Source organism: Brucella sp. IR068 (assembly GCF_049065885.1).
Taxonomy (GTDB): domain Bacteria; phylum Pseudomonadota; class Alphaproteobacteria; order Rhizobiales; family Rhizobiaceae; genus Brucella; species Brucella intermedia.
In genome coordinates, this window is record NZ_JBAKHE010000004.1 from 97,946 (window position 1) to 112,993 (window position 15,048).

Sequence of the window (15,048 nt, forward strand, 5' to 3'; positions counted from 1 at the left end):
GCGTTACGCCCGAGAGAGCTTTATAGCTCGGCGCAGTTTGGCTCGTGGATATCAAGCCTTTCGATAACGATTCCATTGATTGCTGGCACTAGAAGGACCTCGCGACCACAATGCGTCGGCACCCCGATACGTGCGTTGACGGTTATATAGCGTCGGATTCGGATCGGTGCCGGAAAATTCGCTTTTTCCGGCACCGATATCCAGCTCTTTTCAAATTCGCTACGGCTTCAGTGACATCTGACAGTCACCTCCAGTGCTAGACGGCTCACTTCACAGTGACGTGGGAAAGCCGACCGTTTTCAAACTGAAAAGTCGCGGTGCAAGCAGGGCCAAAACCAGTTCCTGTCCATGGCGAGATATTGAGAACATAGTCGCTGTCTTCGCCATTATATCCCTTTTCAAAGGCAACAGGAACCGAGTCGATGGTCCCAAATGATCGAATGACCTGGCATCCGCTTCCTTCTTCAAGCCAGTTGTCGGGCCCCTTGGCATTTACGACTTGTCCGTTCTCTATCCTGAAATATACGCCCGGCTGATAGCAGGACAGCGATCCGGCCGTACCGTTCACAACGTAAAAATTCGTACCCGGCAAATGATTCATATCCTGTATTGTATCGGTGTTGCCTATTATCTGTTCGACCAATTCGCTCGGTAACGAGACAGGTGGCGTCCCGGCTTTAGCCCATTCCACCAGTTTTTCCGGCGTAACATCCTCGACAGTCGTCGTGGCTTCGGTAATGCCGGTGGACGCCGTCGCGACCAACTGGGCGAGAACATCCGGGGTTTTGGTGCTGACTTTGCCGTTGCGAGGCAGGTTTCGATACTGCATTTCAACGGTTTGGCATAGTCGTGTCAGATCCTGCGCCAGCCCCAGATTAGTGGCTGAAAGCAGACCGGCAACACCGATCACCCCAAAAAGAATCTTCATCTCAATCTTTACTCCCTGCCGGCGCTTCCGCGTTGAACAGCCTTTCATACATTTTTTTGTCATTCCGTTCTCAAACTCATTTGGTATTTCAAGCTTCGTTCGATTTCCCAAGATTTTTTATGCAGCGCGGACCGGCGAGCCCCAGTGTCAAACCCCGCCATTCCTAGCCAACCAAACCGCTCAGCGAAACCCTCAGTCGTCACCCAAACCTGCGGTTGATTGAAATCAACTTCATCGCTGGCTTCTTATGGTAGAGTGGCATCTCTTTACCATAATGGAACTCAACGTGGCCCATCCTCTTCTCATCGATAAAGTAGCCACAGCAATTGAACAATGTGGCTGGGAAACTGTCGACATTCTGCAAATGAATAACGTGATGGCGCAAGCAACCATCGCCGCCATTTACGACGTTCTTGTTGACCACGCTCAACAAGCAAACAGAGAAGACGTTATCGAGTGGCTGATCGCCAGTCCAATCGGAAATAAGAACTCGCAAAGATAAGCGAGATTAATGCAAGATTTTTTAAATCCTCCAACGAGCCTCTGTTGGAGACAGGAATCAATTAACAGAGTTATCCGACCGCTGTCAGATCGAGTACTTTCGCAGTATACGAAACCGCAAGCGTCATTTACGGCCGCGCTGCTGTTCAACACACTTCCTTGCGTCCTGCCCCGGAACACACTGATCCATTTTGGAGTTCTGAAGTCGATCCTGTTTCTGCGATTCGGACGCTTTAGGAACGTCAACGCTGTCAGGATCAGACGGCGGCCGTCCCGGCGCCAGCGGCGGGTTGCCCGGCACTTCGGGTTCCTGTGTGCCTGACTGTGTCGGCATCCCCGATTCCTGGGCGAAAGACCCACTCGAAAAGCTTAACAGTAGCGCCATAAGGACTGAAAGTTTCATTTTTTCACTCCGACAGTTGGACCAATAGTAGGTTCAACGAAATTCGGAGTGAAAATGTTCCTCACCTGAAGCGGTTGGACGCTCGCTACCAATGTCTAGAAAGTCAAAGGAACGCCAAGTTCCTTTTCACACAGGGTCAAATCCTCGGAAAATTTCGTCAGCAAAGGATCGTAGTCTGGTTCATCAGTGCTGTCGCTTTTAACGTACTCGGATATTGTCTGCGAAACTTTCATGAGGGAGCCAGCAGCGACGTCACAACTTACGAATGCCTTATACTCAGCGGAGCTTGCATCCGCGTCTGCGGCTTGTCGCCAGTCAGACTGAGCACGTGCGACGGGAGTCGTCACCTTTTCTTCCATCGCGACGCCCAGCTCCCTGGATCGCCCATCGGAACTCTCGCCCAGTTCGATATAAGTCATCATCCCCGAAACGACGGCCTTATGAAGTGTCAGCGCATCTTCTTTCGCACCAGCAAAAGCCGGAGATACGGAAACCAAGGCTAAATTCATAACAATAAAACTGGATGCCAAACGCATAAATCACTCCCGAACAATGTAGCGCTCGAACTTATACCGATGAGCGGAACCTAGCGCAAATCCGCCGCTTGCTCAGGCATTTTTATTGGAAGGCGCTTACGGTTTTTCGAAACAGATAACGGCTCAGCTATGGGCACCCTTAGCGCCAGGCTGACATGTCAGGCTTATGACGTGCCGCTCAGGCTTCCTTAACAGAGTCGTTTGAGCATACGGCTGAGATAGCTGCAGCGTAGCCTAAGGTCTTATGATTATGGATTTATAAAGTTATCGAGCGTGAAGTGGCTCCCCGGGCCGGATTCGAACCAGCGACCAACCGGTTAACAGCCGGTTGCTCTACCGCTGAGCTACCGGGGAACAGGTGCTCGTTGCGTCAGCGAGGTGGCGTATAGCAAAAGGATTTCGCCTTTGCAAAGGGCTAAATCCATTTTTTTTTCATCTTTTTGCATTCTGCCTTCGAAACCCTATATTCTCTGGGAGATTTTCCGCCTGTGAATTGTAACATATCAGCCTGAGAGACGACCCAGTGAGTGATCAGTACGCCGAAATGCCCCGAAAAAAAGCCATTGTGATTCTTGGTCGGCGAATCCCCATGCCGCAATCTGTCATGATGCGTCGTATGCTTGGCGGTTCACTCGTAGTCGGCGGATCTCTGGGGTTTCTCCCGATTCTAGGTTTCTGGATGCTTCCCCTCGGACTTATCGTTCTGTCGCACGATTCTCATCGGGTCCGCCGCTGGCGCCGCCGAAGTGAAATTCACATCTGGCGCAAATGGTTGAAGCGGAAGCCAACCGACACGCCAACTGCTCGATGAATCAACATCCAGACGAAGCACGCGCCGAAGGATAAGCACCTGGGAATTGAGTTTGGATCTATTTGCGCAGTTCGCCCGGGGTGAGTTGCCGGTATTTCCGCAAAGCTGTGGTTAGATGGCTCTGGCTGGAAAAGCTCAAATGGCGCGCAATATCTCGTATCGACATAGATGTCTTTTTAAGCAGCCGCTCGGCTTCATCGAGCTTTAGCGCCATTAGGTACTGATGAGGTGTCTGTCCGAAACTATTGCGAAAGGACGTTGAAAAATGGCCTGCCGAAATTCCGACCAAATCAGCCATATCCCGGACCGAAACAGGCTGATGAAAATTCTGGGAGAGGTATGTTTCAATACGATGGCACGCCAGCTTGCTGAGTCCAGCTTTGCTATCAGTGGAAATTCGATTGCCCGGTGCACTGCGAGCTATCGTATGCATAAGGACCAAACCAAGAGCGCGCAGATAAGGCTCATCCCCCTCACCTCGCAGGCGGATTTCATCCCAGATCATATTTGATATCGGCAAGCATTCTTTACATAAAAATTTTGCAGCACTCCCAAAGTTCTTGATCTCGTGCTTCCAAATATTCTCGAAAAAAACATCCCGAAGAAGCTGTCCATCAAAATGCCCTATCAGTACTTCTGTGGGCTCGGGCCAATCGATTGTTAATTTCACGAAAGCCGGAATGATAAACACGGTACCGGTCGGGCAATTGGAATTCTCGCCATCCCGGCCAGAACAACACCACCTCAGATTGCGAACCTGTTCTCTGAAGACGAGGAAAGTCGTCCCGCTTGCGCGATAATTGACCGGCCCGATCTGCGTAGTGGCGCAGGTGAAGCCCCATCTAGTCCCACTCATATGTGGTTCATACACAACCATTCCTCAGCCCCATCCCAGAGAATATTCAACAACAAGTCAATCAGTAAGCTCATCGTCACCTCATTCATTCAATCCAAGCAGAGAATAAACTTGGTTTGTCGGGAGTCCGCATGCCCCTCCGGCACTGGCGCACCCTTCGCAATGCAACCCAACATGGCATGTGCAATCTATACGTGTAAATGCTTTTTGCAATCGGAATCTTGAGCCCTAGCCAGCCTTATAGATGCAAATGGATCGCAAAAGCACTTGTCAGTCGACTGTTATTCGATTATGCAATTGCAAATTATTAGCAACAAGGATTGAAATATGCGGAATTGCATTTTACGAACAGCAACGCTTGGTCTTTTGAGTGCAGCTCTCGTCTGGTCTAGCGCAACCCGTGCGCTGGCGGAGAAATTCAAGGCCGTGACGACATTTACCGTTATTGCCGATATTGCGCAGAATGTTGCGGGCGATGCTGCAATCGTTGAATCTATTACGAAGCCAGGCGCGGAGATTCATAATTACCAGCCCACGCCCGGAGACCTGATCAAAGCGCAGGATGCGAAGCTGGTACTCTGGAACGGGCTGGGGCTGGAGCTTTGGTTCGAAAAATTCTTCTCCCGTCTCAACAATGTTCCAAGCGCAATCGTGTCCAACGGCGTGAAGCCCATGGACATCACCGAGGGCCCATATAACGGTAAGCCGAATCCACATGCATGGATGTCCCCGAATGCCGCGCTGATCTATGTCGATAATATTCGGGACGCCTTTGTCAAAAACGATCCGGCCAATGCAGCTACCTACAAATCAAACGCCGAAGCCTACAAGGCAAAGATCAAAGCCGCTATCGACCCGATCCGGGCAGAGATGGAGGCCATCCCAGAGGAAAAGCGCTGGCTGGTTTCGAGTGAGGGCGCATTTTCCTATCTTGCGCGGGACTTCAACCTGAAGGAACTTTATCTCTGGCCAATCAATGCAGACCAACAGGGCACGCCCCAGCAGGTTCGCAAAGTGATTGATGGAGTGCGTAAAAACGGCATCTCCGCCGTATTTTCGGAGAGCACCGTGTCCCCCGCCCCTGCGAAGCAAGTAGCCCGCGAAACCGGTGCAAAATATGCCGGGGTTCTCTATGTCGATTCACTTTCAGAACCGGATGGTCCTGTGCCGACATATATTGACTTGCTGAAAGTTACTTCGCGCACCATCGCTGATGGACTTAAGCAATGAATTTGTCCGTAGATATTGAGAAAGTACTTCAGTCCGCGCCGGAAAAAGGAATCTATGTAAAAGACGCCACGGTCACTTACCGGAATGGCCATACGGCCCTGCGTAATGCGAGCTTTGCTATTCCGACCGGAACAATTACGGCGCTGGTAGGCGTTAACGGCTCAGGAAAATCAACCCTGTTCAAGGCGATCATGGGGTTTGTAAAACTCGCCAAAGGTGAAATATCCATACTCGGAATGCAGGTCGAAGCTGCACTGAAGCGCAATCTGGTGGCCTATGTTCCGCAGAGCGAAGATGTCGACTGGAATTTCCCGGTGCTCGTTGAAGATGTCGTCATGATGGGACGCTACGGCCACATGGGCATGCTTCGCATTCCGCGCCGTCCCGACAGGGAAGCGGTAGAGAATGCGCTTGCCCGTGTGAACATGCTTGAGTTTCGTCATCGGCAGATCGGCGAGCTTTCCGGCGGGCAAAAGAAACGGGTGTTTCTCGCACGAGCGCTGGCCCAGGATGGACGCGTCATTCTTTTGGACGAACCCTTTACCGGCGTGGACGTCAAGACCGAAGAAGCGATCATCGTTCTTCTTCGCAGCCTTCGGGATGAAGGATGCGTCATGCTGGTCTCGTCGCATAATCTCGGCAGCGTTCCCGAATTCTGTGACCAAACCGTATTGTTGAAACACACGGTGCTTGACTACGGTCGGACCACCGAAGTCTTCACGCAGGAAAATCTCGAAAAGACTTTCGGCGGTGTGTTGCGCCATCTCGTACTGAGCGGGAATGAACGTTCCGGACGAGCACCCGTCAGCGTCATAACGGACGATGAACGCCCTTTCGTTGTTTATGAAAAAGAGGGTTCGGCGCCCCAAAACCGGAGCCGGAAACAATGACGCTGCTGCTTGAGCCATTCAGCTATAACTACATGTTGAATGCAATGTGGGTTTCCGCCTTGGTGGGTGGCGTGTGTGCCTTTCTTTCGGCCTATCTCATGCTAAAGGGTTGGTCGCTTATTGGTGACGCCCTTTCCCATTCAATCGTTCCGGGTGTTGCAGGCGCTTACATGCTTGGCCTCCCCTTCTCCATCGGCGCGTTCTTCTCGGGCGGCCTTGCAGCGGCAGCGATGCTTTTCCTCAACCAAAGGACAAAGCTGATGGAAGACGCCATCATCGGCCTGATCTTCTCCTCGTTCTTCGGGCTCGGGCTTTTCATGATCTCGCTCAAGCCGACGGCAGTCAGCGTTCAAACCATCGTTCTGGGCAATATCCTCGCCATCACCCCGGAGGATACATTGCAGCTGGCGATTATCGGCTTCGTTTCCCTGTCGCTGCTTCTTTTGAAGTGGAAAGACCTGATGGTGGTGTTCTTTGATGAGAACCATGCGCGTTCGATAGGCCTGAGGCCCGTTCTGCTGAAGATCATGTTTTTCACATTGCTGTCGGCATCCACTGTCGCTGCCATGCAAACGGTCGGCGCATTCCTCGTCATCTGTATGGTGGTGACGCCGGGCGCAACCGCTTATCTGCTGACGGACCGGTTTTCGCGACTGCTGTGGATCGCTGTCGCGATTGGCTCTGTCACAAGCTTTGTCGGGGCCTATGTGAGCTATTTTCTGGATGGTGCGACGGGGGGCATCATCGTCGTGCTCCAGACACTGGTTTTTCTCAACGTATTCCTCCTGGCTCCAAAGCACGGACTGCTGGCAGCACGGCGCAAGGCTTCATTAGCCCTCAGGGAGTTCCAGCAATGACCATTTTTGAAACTCTGGCCGCCCCATTTCAGTTCGAGTTCATGCGCTATGCCTTGGCCATTTCAGTCCTCATCGCGATCCCGACGGCATTGCTGTCCTGCTTTCTGGTTCTCAAGGGCTGGTCATTGATGGGGGATGCGATCAGCCATGCCGTTCTTCCGGGTGTGGTCGTCGCCTACATCATCGGAATACCTTTCGGCTTCGGAGCGTTTGTAGCGGGCATGTCCTGTGCTCTTGCAACGGGTTATCTCACCGAAAACAGCCGTATCAAGCAGGATACAGTGATGGGCATCGTATTCTCCGGCATGTTCGGCCTCGGTCTGGTTCTTTATGTTGCGATCCGCTCGACGGTCCATCTCGACCACATTTTGTTTGGCGACATGCTCGGCATAACATTGTCCGATCTGGTCGAAACGGCCGTTATTGCCGCACTCACCGCTGGCATCCTTCTCGTCAAATGGCGGGATTTCCTGCTACACGCATTCGATCCGGCACAAGCCCGCGCAGTGGGCCTGCCGGTCCGCCTGCTGCATTATGGCCTGCTTTGCCTGATCTCGTTGACGATTGTCGGCGTTTTGAAAGCGGTGGGTATCATTCTGGCCATTGCCATGTTGATTGCGCCGGGTGCGATTGCGTTTCTCCTTACACGCAAGTTCAGCACCATGATGTTGCTCGCCGCAGCGATTGCGGTTTTTGCTTCCTTCTTCGGGGTCTATCTGTCGTTCTTCATCGACAGCGCGCCTGCCCCTACAATCGTTCTGCTGATGACAGTGATATTCCTTGCCGCGTTCATTTACGTTTCCCGACAGACTGCCAAAGTCGAAGAGCGTCTAGACGCTGACGGTGAAGTTCGGTTCTAAAGTCTCTACCAGACCTGCTAGTATGTGGCGTGGACAGCATTGCAAAGCTGTCCACGTTATCGGCGTTACGTCATACAGCTGTTATGAAATCCCGATAAACAGCCACCAAACGGCGTTCCATAATGGAACTCGAGACAGTTTTTCCGGCGCAGTTTCATTTTTGCGGCTTGTCGAGGTTGCTTAAAGATGCTTCAATCCAATTTGCACGGCTGTGCAGAAAATATAAAATCAGCCGGCGATCCTGGGGAGGAGCCGCTTATGCCAGCGTTTTTGGAGGTGGCGGACGCGCGCGTTCGCTATGGCAATAATGAAGTTCTCAAAGGCGTAAACCTATCCGTCAAAAAAGGCGAGTTCGTCGCGCTTCTGGGCTCCTCTGGCTGCGGCAAGACAACTTTGTTGCGAGCCATTGCGGGTTTCAACATGCCATCCGGCGGCGCAATCCGGGTAAACGGCAAGGATGTGACCAGACTGCCTCCGGACAAGCGCGGCATGGCACTTGTCTTCCAGTCTTATGCGCTCTGGCCGCACATGACTGTTGCGCAGAATATGGGCTACGGCTTGCGCATTCGCGGCGTAGCGAAGGAAACCATCAAGCAGAAGGTCGAAGACATTGCGCGCCTGCTGGGGCTGGATGCCTTGCTGGAACGCAAACCTGTCGCCCTTTCCGGCGGCCAACGCCAGCGTGTCGCCCTCGGGCGCGCACTCGCCATTCAGCCTGACATCCTGCTTCTGGATGAACCGCTGTCCAATCTCGATGCACGCATCCGACTATCGGTTCGCCATGAAATCAGCGCCTTGCAGCGCCGTCTCGGCATCACCGCAGTTCATGTGACGCACGACCGCGAAGAGGCCATGGTCATGGCCGACCGTATCGTCATTCTCAATAATGGTGAAATCGCCCAGGCTGGCGCGCCCGAAGAGGTCTACAATCATCCGGCGTCGGATTTCGTCGCAGCATTCATGGGCGCGGAAAACCTGATCGAGGTAGCGATCCAGATCAAGGCTGATCGCATAGAGATCGCTGCGGGCGCCAATAACAAGGCCAGCACTATTTCCGCAGGTCGCCGCAATCTGTCCGATGGCTTGGCATCGGCACGTTTCCGCAGCGAAGCAGCACGCCTTGCCAAGCCCGGGGCTGATCCCGACTCCCCCACAGCCGAATTGGTCCTCAATGGCACAGTCGAACAAACCAGTTATCCCGGCGGCCTTTGGAGACATATGATCCGTGTTGGGGATAGGCACATCATGGTCGACGCTCAGGCGAGCCACCAACCTGGGGCAAATGTAGAAATCCGCATACCGGAGCATGCCCTGTTTTTGTTCGACAGATAGTCCGTGGGCTGTAGCTTCGCTGCCCGCGCCTAGTGTTGAGTTAAGGAGATCCGAGATCAATGCACTACGGAATCTTTAATGAACCCTTCAATGCACGGCTGTGCATTCAAGCCGCAATCCGCATCGCCGGCCGAAGTGGGAGAATACCCGTTTCAAGCTTGCTTTCACGGGCATGCGCCCCCGCGATTATTACCGTTCCCGATCAACAGCACCACCAGATGCTCCGCATCTGTTTTCAATCATAAGACCGGAAACCCCGGTTTCAGACAGGAGTCCTTTCATGAGAACTATCCTGAACGCGGCAATGGCGATCGGCATCACCGTTGCACCGGCTGCCGCAGACGAACTTACCGTCATCACGGCAGGCGACCAGAACATGGTCGATTACATCAATCAGTATCTTGGACCGTTGTTCGAGAAGGAGAATCCCGGCACGACCGTTCGCGTGGTCGGAACCGGTCCTGGCGATGCCGGCTCGCAGAAGGTTCTCGAACGCTTCGAAGCCCAGTCGAAAGCTGGCGTGGAAAAGTGGGACACTGACGTCGCTGTCGTCCACGAGAAATTCGTCGGGCCGATGGTAACGGCAAAGTTCCTCGAAAATTATCGTGGCAAAATCGACAGCGGCAAGCTGGTGACACGCGACAATGCAAAAATGGCGCTCGGCACCGATGTCGACGGTTATGTCATGCCGATGTTCAACAGCCAAACCGCGCTTGCCTATAATCCCGCGCTCGTCGCCAATCCACCGAAGAGCTATGACGAGCTTGTGGCATGGGCAAAAGAAAATCCGAAGCAGTTCGGTTACAACGGGATAAAGGGCGGAGCGTCCGGCGTAAGTTTCGTCATGGGCTGGATTTATGCTTATGGCGGCGACGCAGAGAAACTGATGAAGGGTCCTTTCGAAGAAGGCGAAGCAAAGAACTGGGACAAGGCGTTTTCCTCGCTCAAGGACTTTACAAAGAACGCCACCCTTACCCCGGGCAATGCCGGTACACTCGACATGCTGAGCCGAGGCGAAATCGCGATGGGACCGGTCTGGGTAGACATGTTCTATTCGTGGAAGGCCAATGGACAGCTACCGCCGGAAATGAAACTTGTCCTTCCTGCGCCCGGAATGCCGGGACAGCCCATGCACTATGTGATCCCGGAAAAGAGTGCGCACAAGGAATTGGCCGAAAAGTTTGTTGCGTTGGCGACAAGCCCGAAGGTACAGGCTGAAGGCATAGTCAAGCGCTTCAACTGGTATCCGGGCATCGACGCCGACCACGTCAAGGCAGAGCTGGACGGCGACACCTGGAACAAGCTCTTCACGGATATTTCGCCGGACGACCTTGCGAAATATGGAAAGCCTTTCCCGATCGCACCCTATAACACCGCGATTCTGGAAGCATATGAACGTCAGGTAGGCAACTAAACCCTACATTTTCGATTGGAGTGCTCGGCTGAAGCTCAGTCTGAGCGCTCCTGCGCTCACTTTCATGAGGTTTGGAATGCCGCATCGACTGACGGGGATTCTTCTTGTCGCGCCCGCGCTGGCGATCGTGCTGTTGCTGTTCATCGTACCGCTTTTCGGGGCGATCACTGGAGCTTTCCATGTTTCCGGTGAATGGGGAACCGGCAACTTCACCAAGGCATTCGAGCTATATTCCAGCGACATCATCTTCACTTTCGTCATCGTCACATTGTCGTCGCTGCTCATCGCGTTGTTCTCTATCGCTATCGGTGGCTATCTGACACTCGGCTCCAATCCGCGGGCAGTTACCGTTCTGCGCTGGCTCTATCGCTGGCCGCTTTTCATCCCCTTCATCGTCGTCGGCCAGATACTTCGCACCTTCCTGGCCAAGAATGGGTTGATGAACAGCCTGCTCATCGAAACCGGTGTCCTCACGCCACTGCAAGCGATGAGCTTTCTGGACTGGCGCGGCATCGTCATCGCATTCGTCTGGAAACAGACACCGTTTGTCACGCTGCTGCTGGCGGGCGCCATGGCATCCCTTGATCGCAGCACAATCGAATCCGCTCGCAATCTTGGTGCAAGACGGCTGCGCATTCTCATCGAGATCGTGCTTCCTCAAGTCCGCCAGACATTGCTCGTTGGATTGATATTGAGCTTTGTCACCATGATGTCCGTCTTGTCCGTCCCGTTGATGATCAATGCGCAGTCGCCAACGATGATTACGGCCAACATGGCGTTCCGCATCAATGCCTACGGCGATTACGGCGTCGCAAATGCGCTGGGTACGATCTCGCTTCTCATGACCAGCCTCGTCGCCTGGGCTTACCTGCGCCAGACCATGAAGGAGCACGGCCAATGAGCAACATTCTCGACTGGCGCTGGATACCACGCGGCATATTGCTTGGTCTGCTGGCCTTCGCGATTTTCGGACCGCTCGCGAACCTGCTCCTGTGGGCTGTAGCTGAGCGTTGGTATTTCCCGCATACACTGCCGCTTCAATATGGATTTTCATTCTGGGCGAATGTGTTTTCGCCTCGCGGCAATGCGCTCTCATCGCTCGGCACAAGCGTCCTTATTGCAGCGCTTACCGTGATCGTATCGCTCGGCCTCGCCATTCCCGCCGGTTATGCTCTCGCACGATTGAAACTGCCCTTTCGCGGCTTGATCCTGTTGACGCTGCTTATCCCGCAAGCTTTCCCTAACCTGCCCGTTTACGTGAACATTGCGCAGATGTTCTATTCATTCGGCCTGAATGGAACGATCACCGGTGTGGTTCTGGTGCATGTCACCCATGGTCTGGTTTATGCCGTATGGATCGCCACGGCAGCGTTTTCAGCAATTGATCGCGAGATCGAAGAAGCGGCTCGTTCAATGGGCGCTTCCGCACTCAAGACATTCTTCGACATCACCCTGCCGATAGCCGCGCCCGGCCTGCTTGCAAGCGCGATCTTTGTCTTTCTTGAATCGCTCGACGAGTTCACCGGCACTTACTTCGTCGGCGCTCCGGATATTTCCACCCTGCCCCTGCTGCTTTATACAGCAAGTTCCGGCGGCAATTATCAAATCGCATCGATCAGCGCTCTGATATTGCTGGTGCCGTCAATTGCCTTCATGTTCGTGGTCGAGCGCTTCCTCAGGGCCGATGTCCTTTCAAAAGTAGGGCGGTGAAATGCCAGATAAAGAAACACAGCGAGAGCATGACATCGCGGACAGCCTGCCTCGATTTATCAGCGCACACGAAGTCGCACTGGAGGCTGGCGTATCCCGCTCCGCCGTGTCCCGCACCTTTACGCCAGGCGCCAGTGTCTCGCCTGCGACACGCGAGAAAGTGCTGAAAGCTGCCGAAAAGCTCGGCTATCAGGTCAATGACCTTGCACGCGGCCTTCTGGCCAATCGGAGCCGTATTGTCGGGATGATCGCGGCAGATCCCGACAGTCCGTTTCGCTCGCGCCAGATCGCAGCACTTTCCCGTCGCCTCGCAGCCCGCGGCAGTGTTCCTGTATTGATTCCGACCGGCCAACACGGAGAGAACCTCTCTGCCGCGCATGAAACACTGCTGCGTTATCGTGCAGAAGCGACGGTGGTGCTTTCCGGCATGCCATCTTCGTCATTTGTCGAGCTTGCCCAACGAAACGGCCAGACCCTTATTCTCGTCGGGCGAACAGAAGAGGGAGCCGACCACATCCATATCAACAATCGGCTTGCCGCTGAAACGGCTGTCGAAATCTTCGCGGCACGGGGCATGAAAAAACTAGGCCTCATAACGTCGAATGTCGGCAGCCTCAATCTGGTCGAGCGCGAGGAAGCCTTCGTCGCGAAAAGCGAAAGCCTTGGGTTGAGCGTCAGCGTGCAGCGTGGCGAACTGACAGATTATGACGGCGGTTACGGTGCCGCTTCTCTGATGCTGGGCGAAAGAGAGCGCGTCGAAGGCATTTTCTGCGTCAACGATCTCATGGCATTCGGCATGATGGACTGCGCGCGCGATGTCTTCAATCTCTCCATTCCTGACGATGTCTCAGTCATTGGCTTCGATAATGTCGCGGAAGCACGTTGGGGTGCCTATCGACTGACCACATTCGATCAGAACGCAGAACGGCTTTCCGCCGAGATCATCCGGTTGTTGGACGAGCGGCAGACCGCACCGAACGCGCCACCTCAGACAATTATACTCGAATTGCCACTCATCCTCCGCAGCAGCGTGAGGCCCATTAAAAATGACCGCAGCGTTGGGGAGATCCAACAGCAATGACATTCCATTCCATCTGGTTGCGTCCCGCCCGTGACGATCTCCGATTTCTCGAATCTATCGTGACCGATCTGGCTTCCAGCTTCAATTCACCCATATTCGAGCCGCATGCGACACTCGTGCCCGATATGAAACGTTCGGCAGATGAACTGCTGCCCCTGGTGCTCAGCCTTGCAGTCGGTCGCAAACCGCTGGACGTTCTGGTTGACGATGTGGCGGGAACCGAAGCTTATTTCCGCTCCTTCTATGCTGCACTGCAGAAAACACCGACACTGATGACGCTGAAGCAGGATTCTCTCGATATTTCGGGGGAGAAAGACGTTTCGACCTTTCTTCCTCATGTCTCGCTTGCCTATGGCGTCGCCGACCACGCCTCGCGCGACACAGAGATGGCACGCATGGCACGCTTGCTTGTCGGCCGCAGCATTCGCTTCGACAGAATGGTGATTATCAGTTCTTCAAGTGAAACGCCCATCGACCAATGGATCGTCAAGCACGAGGTCTATCTCGCGGGATAGAAAAGCCCGCCAGGTCTGGCGGGCCTTTGGAACTTTGGGCTCAAAGAGGGCGCGGATACTGTCTGTAGACGGTTTCGATGTCCGCCATTACGTCATCCGAGAGCTTGACCTGGTGAGCTGCGATATCAGTCTTCAGCTGGTCGACAGTTGTCGCACCAATTATCGCCGACGTCATGAACGGGCGCGTCAACGCAAAGGCGATTGCCATCTGGGCGATATCGAGCCCGTGCTTCGTGGCAACATCGATATAGGCGCGGACGGCTGGCTCGGAATGAATATTGTTGCGCCAGAGGCCACCTTCGGAAATGGCTGCGCGTGAACCGGCTGGCAGTTTCCCACCCAGATATTTTCCGGTCAGTACACCAGCGGCCAGCGTCGAATAGGCCAGCAACCCCACGTTTTCGCAGAGCGACAACTCTGCTAAGTCGAAATCGAACTGACGCTGCAAAAGACTATATTCATTCTGGATCGAGGCGACGCGCGGCCGGCCATGCTGTTCGGCCAGACGAAGCCACTGCATTGTTCCCCAGGCTGTCTCATTGGAAAGACCGATGTGCCTGATCTTTCCGTCGCGAACCATGTCTCCAAGTCCGAGCAGCACGTCGTGCATCTGTTCGGTTTCTGCAGCCCCGTCCGTAGTGGAAGGATCGAAGGTCCAGCTTTGGCCAAAATGATAGTGCGCCCGCATCGGCCAATGGACCTGATAAAGGTCGATATAGTCAGTCTGAAGCCGCTTCAGGCTGTTTTCCACCGCTTCGCGGACACTGTTGCGGCTTGGCTTGGCACCATCTCGAATCCACTTCTGCCTGCCGCCGCCAGCAATCTTGCTTGCCAGCACGATCTTGTCGCGTTTTCCGGATTTCTTAAGCCAGGTACCGATATAGGTCTCTGTCTTGCCATAGCTCTCCGGGCTCATGGGGATGGCATATCCCTCGGCCGTATCAATGAAGTTGATACCGGCATCAAAAGCAATGTCGAGCTGCTCATGAGCATCGGACTCGGTATTCTGCACGCCCCAGGTCATGGTGCCGAGGCAAATTTCAGTTACAGTAAGGCCGGTACGGCCTAAAGGCTTCATTTTCACGAGATTTTCCGGATCGATTGTTCGCGACTGCGCGATATGA

The 15,048-nt window shown here is 53.9% G+C and carries 16 protein-coding genes and 1 tRNA gene; 12 read left to right on the top strand and 5 right to left on the bottom strand.

Translation table 11 applies throughout. The annotated features are described in order from the left end of the window. Positions 1 to 265 precede the first annotated feature (265 nt). Complete coding sequence (locus ACOWVS_RS08285; protein ID WP_075041891.1) at positions 266 to 928, bottom strand: hypothetical protein; 663 nt, start codon at positions 926 to 928, stop codon at positions 266 to 268. A 286-nt stretch (positions 929 to 1,214) separates the two neighbouring features. Between ACOWVS_RS08285 and ACOWVS_RS08290 the strand changes: the two genes are divergently transcribed. Next, positions 1,215 to 1,430, top strand: a complete 216-nt coding sequence (locus tag ACOWVS_RS08290) for a hypothetical protein (RefSeq protein ID WP_139309264.1) — start codon at positions 1,215 to 1,217, stop codon at positions 1,428 to 1,430. Between the two features lie 497 nt (positions 1,431 to 1,927). Here ACOWVS_RS08290 and ACOWVS_RS08295 read toward each other — a convergent pair whose 3' ends face one another. Both ACOWVS_RS08295 and ACOWVS_RS08300 read right to left on the bottom strand, forming a co-directional pair. Continuing rightward, positions 1,928 to 2,368 carry a hypothetical protein gene (locus tag ACOWVS_RS08295; protein WP_006468951.1) on the bottom strand — a complete coding sequence of 147 codons (441 nt, stop codon included), beginning with the start codon at positions 2,366 to 2,368 and terminating at the stop codon, positions 1,928 to 1,930. A 279-nt stretch (positions 2,369 to 2,647) separates the two neighbouring features. After that, a tRNA-Asn gene (locus ACOWVS_RS08300) sits at positions 2,648 to 2,722 on the bottom strand. Positions 2,723 to 2,912: 190 nt separating this feature from the next. On the opposite strand from ACOWVS_RS08300, the gene ACOWVS_RS08305 reads away from it, so the two are divergent. Continuing rightward, positions 2,913 to 3,179 carry a hypothetical protein gene (locus ACOWVS_RS08305; protein WP_152849512.1) on the top strand — a complete coding sequence of 89 codons (267 nt, stop codon included), beginning with the start codon at positions 2,913 to 2,915 and terminating at the stop codon, positions 3,177 to 3,179. Between the two features lie 58 nt (positions 3,180 to 3,237). Here the strand turns inward: ACOWVS_RS08305 and ACOWVS_RS08310 are convergent, their stop codons facing one another. Further along, complete coding sequence (locus ACOWVS_RS08310; RefSeq protein ID WP_247644430.1) at positions 3,238 to 4,035, bottom strand: AraC family transcriptional regulator; 798 nt, start codon at positions 4,033 to 4,035, stop codon at positions 3,238 to 3,240. Between the two features lie 327 nt (positions 4,036 to 4,362). On the opposite strand from ACOWVS_RS08310, the gene ACOWVS_RS08315 reads away from it, so the two are divergent. From ACOWVS_RS08315 to ACOWVS_RS08360, 10 genes are all read left to right on the top strand, one after another. Further along, positions 4,363 to 5,265 (top strand): metal ABC transporter substrate-binding protein, encoded by a 903-nt coding sequence (locus ACOWVS_RS08315; protein WP_139309263.1) that lies wholly within the window; start codon positions 4,363 to 4,365, stop codon positions 5,263 to 5,265. Then, on the top strand, positions 5,262 to 6,155 hold the full coding sequence (locus ACOWVS_RS08320; RefSeq protein WP_081375267.1) for a manganese/iron ABC transporter ATP-binding protein: 894 nt from the start codon (positions 5,262 to 5,264) through the stop codon (positions 6,153 to 6,155). The genes ACOWVS_RS08315 and ACOWVS_RS08320 overlap by 4 nt, the downstream gene beginning before the upstream one ends. Beyond that, positions 6,152 to 7,012, top strand: coding sequence for a metal ABC transporter permease (locus ACOWVS_RS08325; RefSeq protein WP_075041885.1), 861 nt, complete (start codon positions 6,152 to 6,154; stop codon positions 7,010 to 7,012). The genes ACOWVS_RS08320 and ACOWVS_RS08325 overlap by 4 nt, the downstream gene beginning before the upstream one ends. Beyond that, a complete protein-coding gene (locus ACOWVS_RS08330) occupies positions 7,009 to 7,872 on the top strand; it encodes a metal ABC transporter permease (RefSeq protein WP_025090169.1) in 864 nt (287 codons plus the stop codon). The genes ACOWVS_RS08325 and ACOWVS_RS08330 overlap by 4 nt, the downstream gene beginning before the upstream one ends. Positions 7,873 to 8,130: 258 nt before the next feature. Beyond that, a complete protein-coding gene (locus tag ACOWVS_RS08335; protein ID WP_075041884.1) occupies positions 8,131 to 9,204 on the top strand; it encodes an ABC transporter ATP-binding protein in 1,074 nt (357 codons plus the stop codon). Positions 9,205 to 9,484: 280 nt separating this feature from the next. Beyond that, positions 9,485 to 10,618 (top strand): extracellular solute-binding protein, encoded by a 1,134-nt coding sequence (locus ACOWVS_RS08340; RefSeq protein ID WP_031346958.1) that lies wholly within the window; start codon positions 9,485 to 9,487, stop codon positions 10,616 to 10,618. A gap of 76 nt (positions 10,619 to 10,694) precedes the next feature. Continuing rightward, positions 10,695 to 11,519: an ABC transporter permease gene (locus ACOWVS_RS08345; protein WP_075041883.1), complete on the top strand. Its 825-nt coding sequence runs from the start codon at positions 10,695 to 10,697 to the stop codon at positions 11,517 to 11,519. Further along, complete coding sequence (locus tag ACOWVS_RS08350; RefSeq protein WP_075041882.1) at positions 11,516 to 12,328, top strand: ABC transporter permease; 813 nt, start codon at positions 11,516 to 11,518, stop codon at positions 12,326 to 12,328. Before ACOWVS_RS08345 ends, ACOWVS_RS08350 begins: the two co-directional genes overlap by 4 nt. Position 12,329: 1 nt before the next feature. After that, positions 12,330 to 13,409 carry a LacI family DNA-binding transcriptional regulator gene (locus ACOWVS_RS08355; protein WP_075041881.1) on the top strand — a complete coding sequence of 360 codons (1,080 nt, stop codon included), beginning with the start codon at positions 12,330 to 12,332 and terminating at the stop codon, positions 13,407 to 13,409. After that, positions 13,406 to 13,924, top strand: a complete 519-nt coding sequence (locus ACOWVS_RS08360; RefSeq protein WP_075041880.1) for a haloacid dehalogenase — start codon at positions 13,406 to 13,408, stop codon at positions 13,922 to 13,924. Before ACOWVS_RS08355 ends, ACOWVS_RS08360 begins: the two co-directional genes overlap by 4 nt. A gap of 40 nt (positions 13,925 to 13,964) precedes the next feature. On the opposite strand, the gene ACOWVS_RS08365 is transcribed toward ACOWVS_RS08360, so the two are convergent. Further along, positions 13,965 to 15,002 (bottom strand): aldo/keto reductase, encoded by a 1,038-nt coding sequence (locus ACOWVS_RS08365; protein ID WP_075041879.1) that lies wholly within the window; start codon positions 15,000 to 15,002, stop codon positions 13,965 to 13,967. Positions 15,003 to 15,048: the final 46 nt, after the last annotated feature.

Bases quoted from the DNA above. Each gene is read 5' to 3' on its own strand.
- ACOWVS_RS08285 (WP_075041891.1), bottom strand. From the start codon at position 928: ATGAAGATTCTTTTTGGGGTGATCGGTGTTGCCGGTCTGCTTTCAGCC.
- ACOWVS_RS08295 (WP_006468951.1), bottom strand. From the start codon at position 2,368: ATGCGTTTGGCATCCAGTTTTATTGTTATGAATTTAGCCTTGGTTTCC.
- ACOWVS_RS08305 (WP_152849512.1), top strand. From the start codon at position 2,913: ATGCCCCGAAAAAAAGCCATTGTGATTCTTGGTCGGCGAATCCCCATG.
- ACOWVS_RS08310 (WP_247644430.1), bottom strand. From the start codon at position 4,035: ATGAGTGGGACTAGATGGGGCTTCACCTGCGCCACTACGCAGATCGGG.
- ACOWVS_RS08315 (WP_139309263.1), top strand. From the start codon at position 4,363: ATGCGGAATTGCATTTTACGAACAGCAACGCTTGGTCTTTTGAGTGCA.
- ACOWVS_RS08320 (WP_081375267.1), top strand. From the start codon at position 5,262: ATGAATTTGTCCGTAGATATTGAGAAAGTACTTCAGTCCGCGCCGGAA.
- ACOWVS_RS08325 (WP_075041885.1), top strand. From the start codon at position 6,152: ATGACGCTGCTGCTTGAGCCATTCAGCTATAACTACATGTTGAATGCA.
- ACOWVS_RS08330 (WP_025090169.1), top strand. From the start codon at position 7,009: ATGACCATTTTTGAAACTCTGGCCGCCCCATTTCAGTTCGAGTTCATG.
- ACOWVS_RS08335 (WP_075041884.1), top strand. From the start codon at position 8,131: ATGCCAGCGTTTTTGGAGGTGGCGGACGCGCGCGTTCGCTATGGCAAT.
- ACOWVS_RS08340 (WP_031346958.1), top strand. From the start codon at position 9,485: ATGAGAACTATCCTGAACGCGGCAATGGCGATCGGCATCACCGTTGCA.
- ACOWVS_RS08345 (WP_075041883.1), top strand. From the start codon at position 10,695: ATGCCGCATCGACTGACGGGGATTCTTCTTGTCGCGCCCGCGCTGGCG.
- ACOWVS_RS08350 (WP_075041882.1), top strand. From the start codon at position 11,516: ATGAGCAACATTCTCGACTGGCGCTGGATACCACGCGGCATATTGCTT.
- ACOWVS_RS08355 (WP_075041881.1), top strand. From the start codon at position 12,330: ATGCCAGATAAAGAAACACAGCGAGAGCATGACATCGCGGACAGCCTG.
- ACOWVS_RS08360 (WP_075041880.1), top strand. From the start codon at position 13,406: ATGACATTCCATTCCATCTGGTTGCGTCCCGCCCGTGACGATCTCCGA.
- ACOWVS_RS08365 (WP_075041879.1), bottom strand. From the start codon at position 15,002: ATGAAGCCTTTAGGCCGTACCGGCCTTACTGTAACTGAAATTTGCCTC.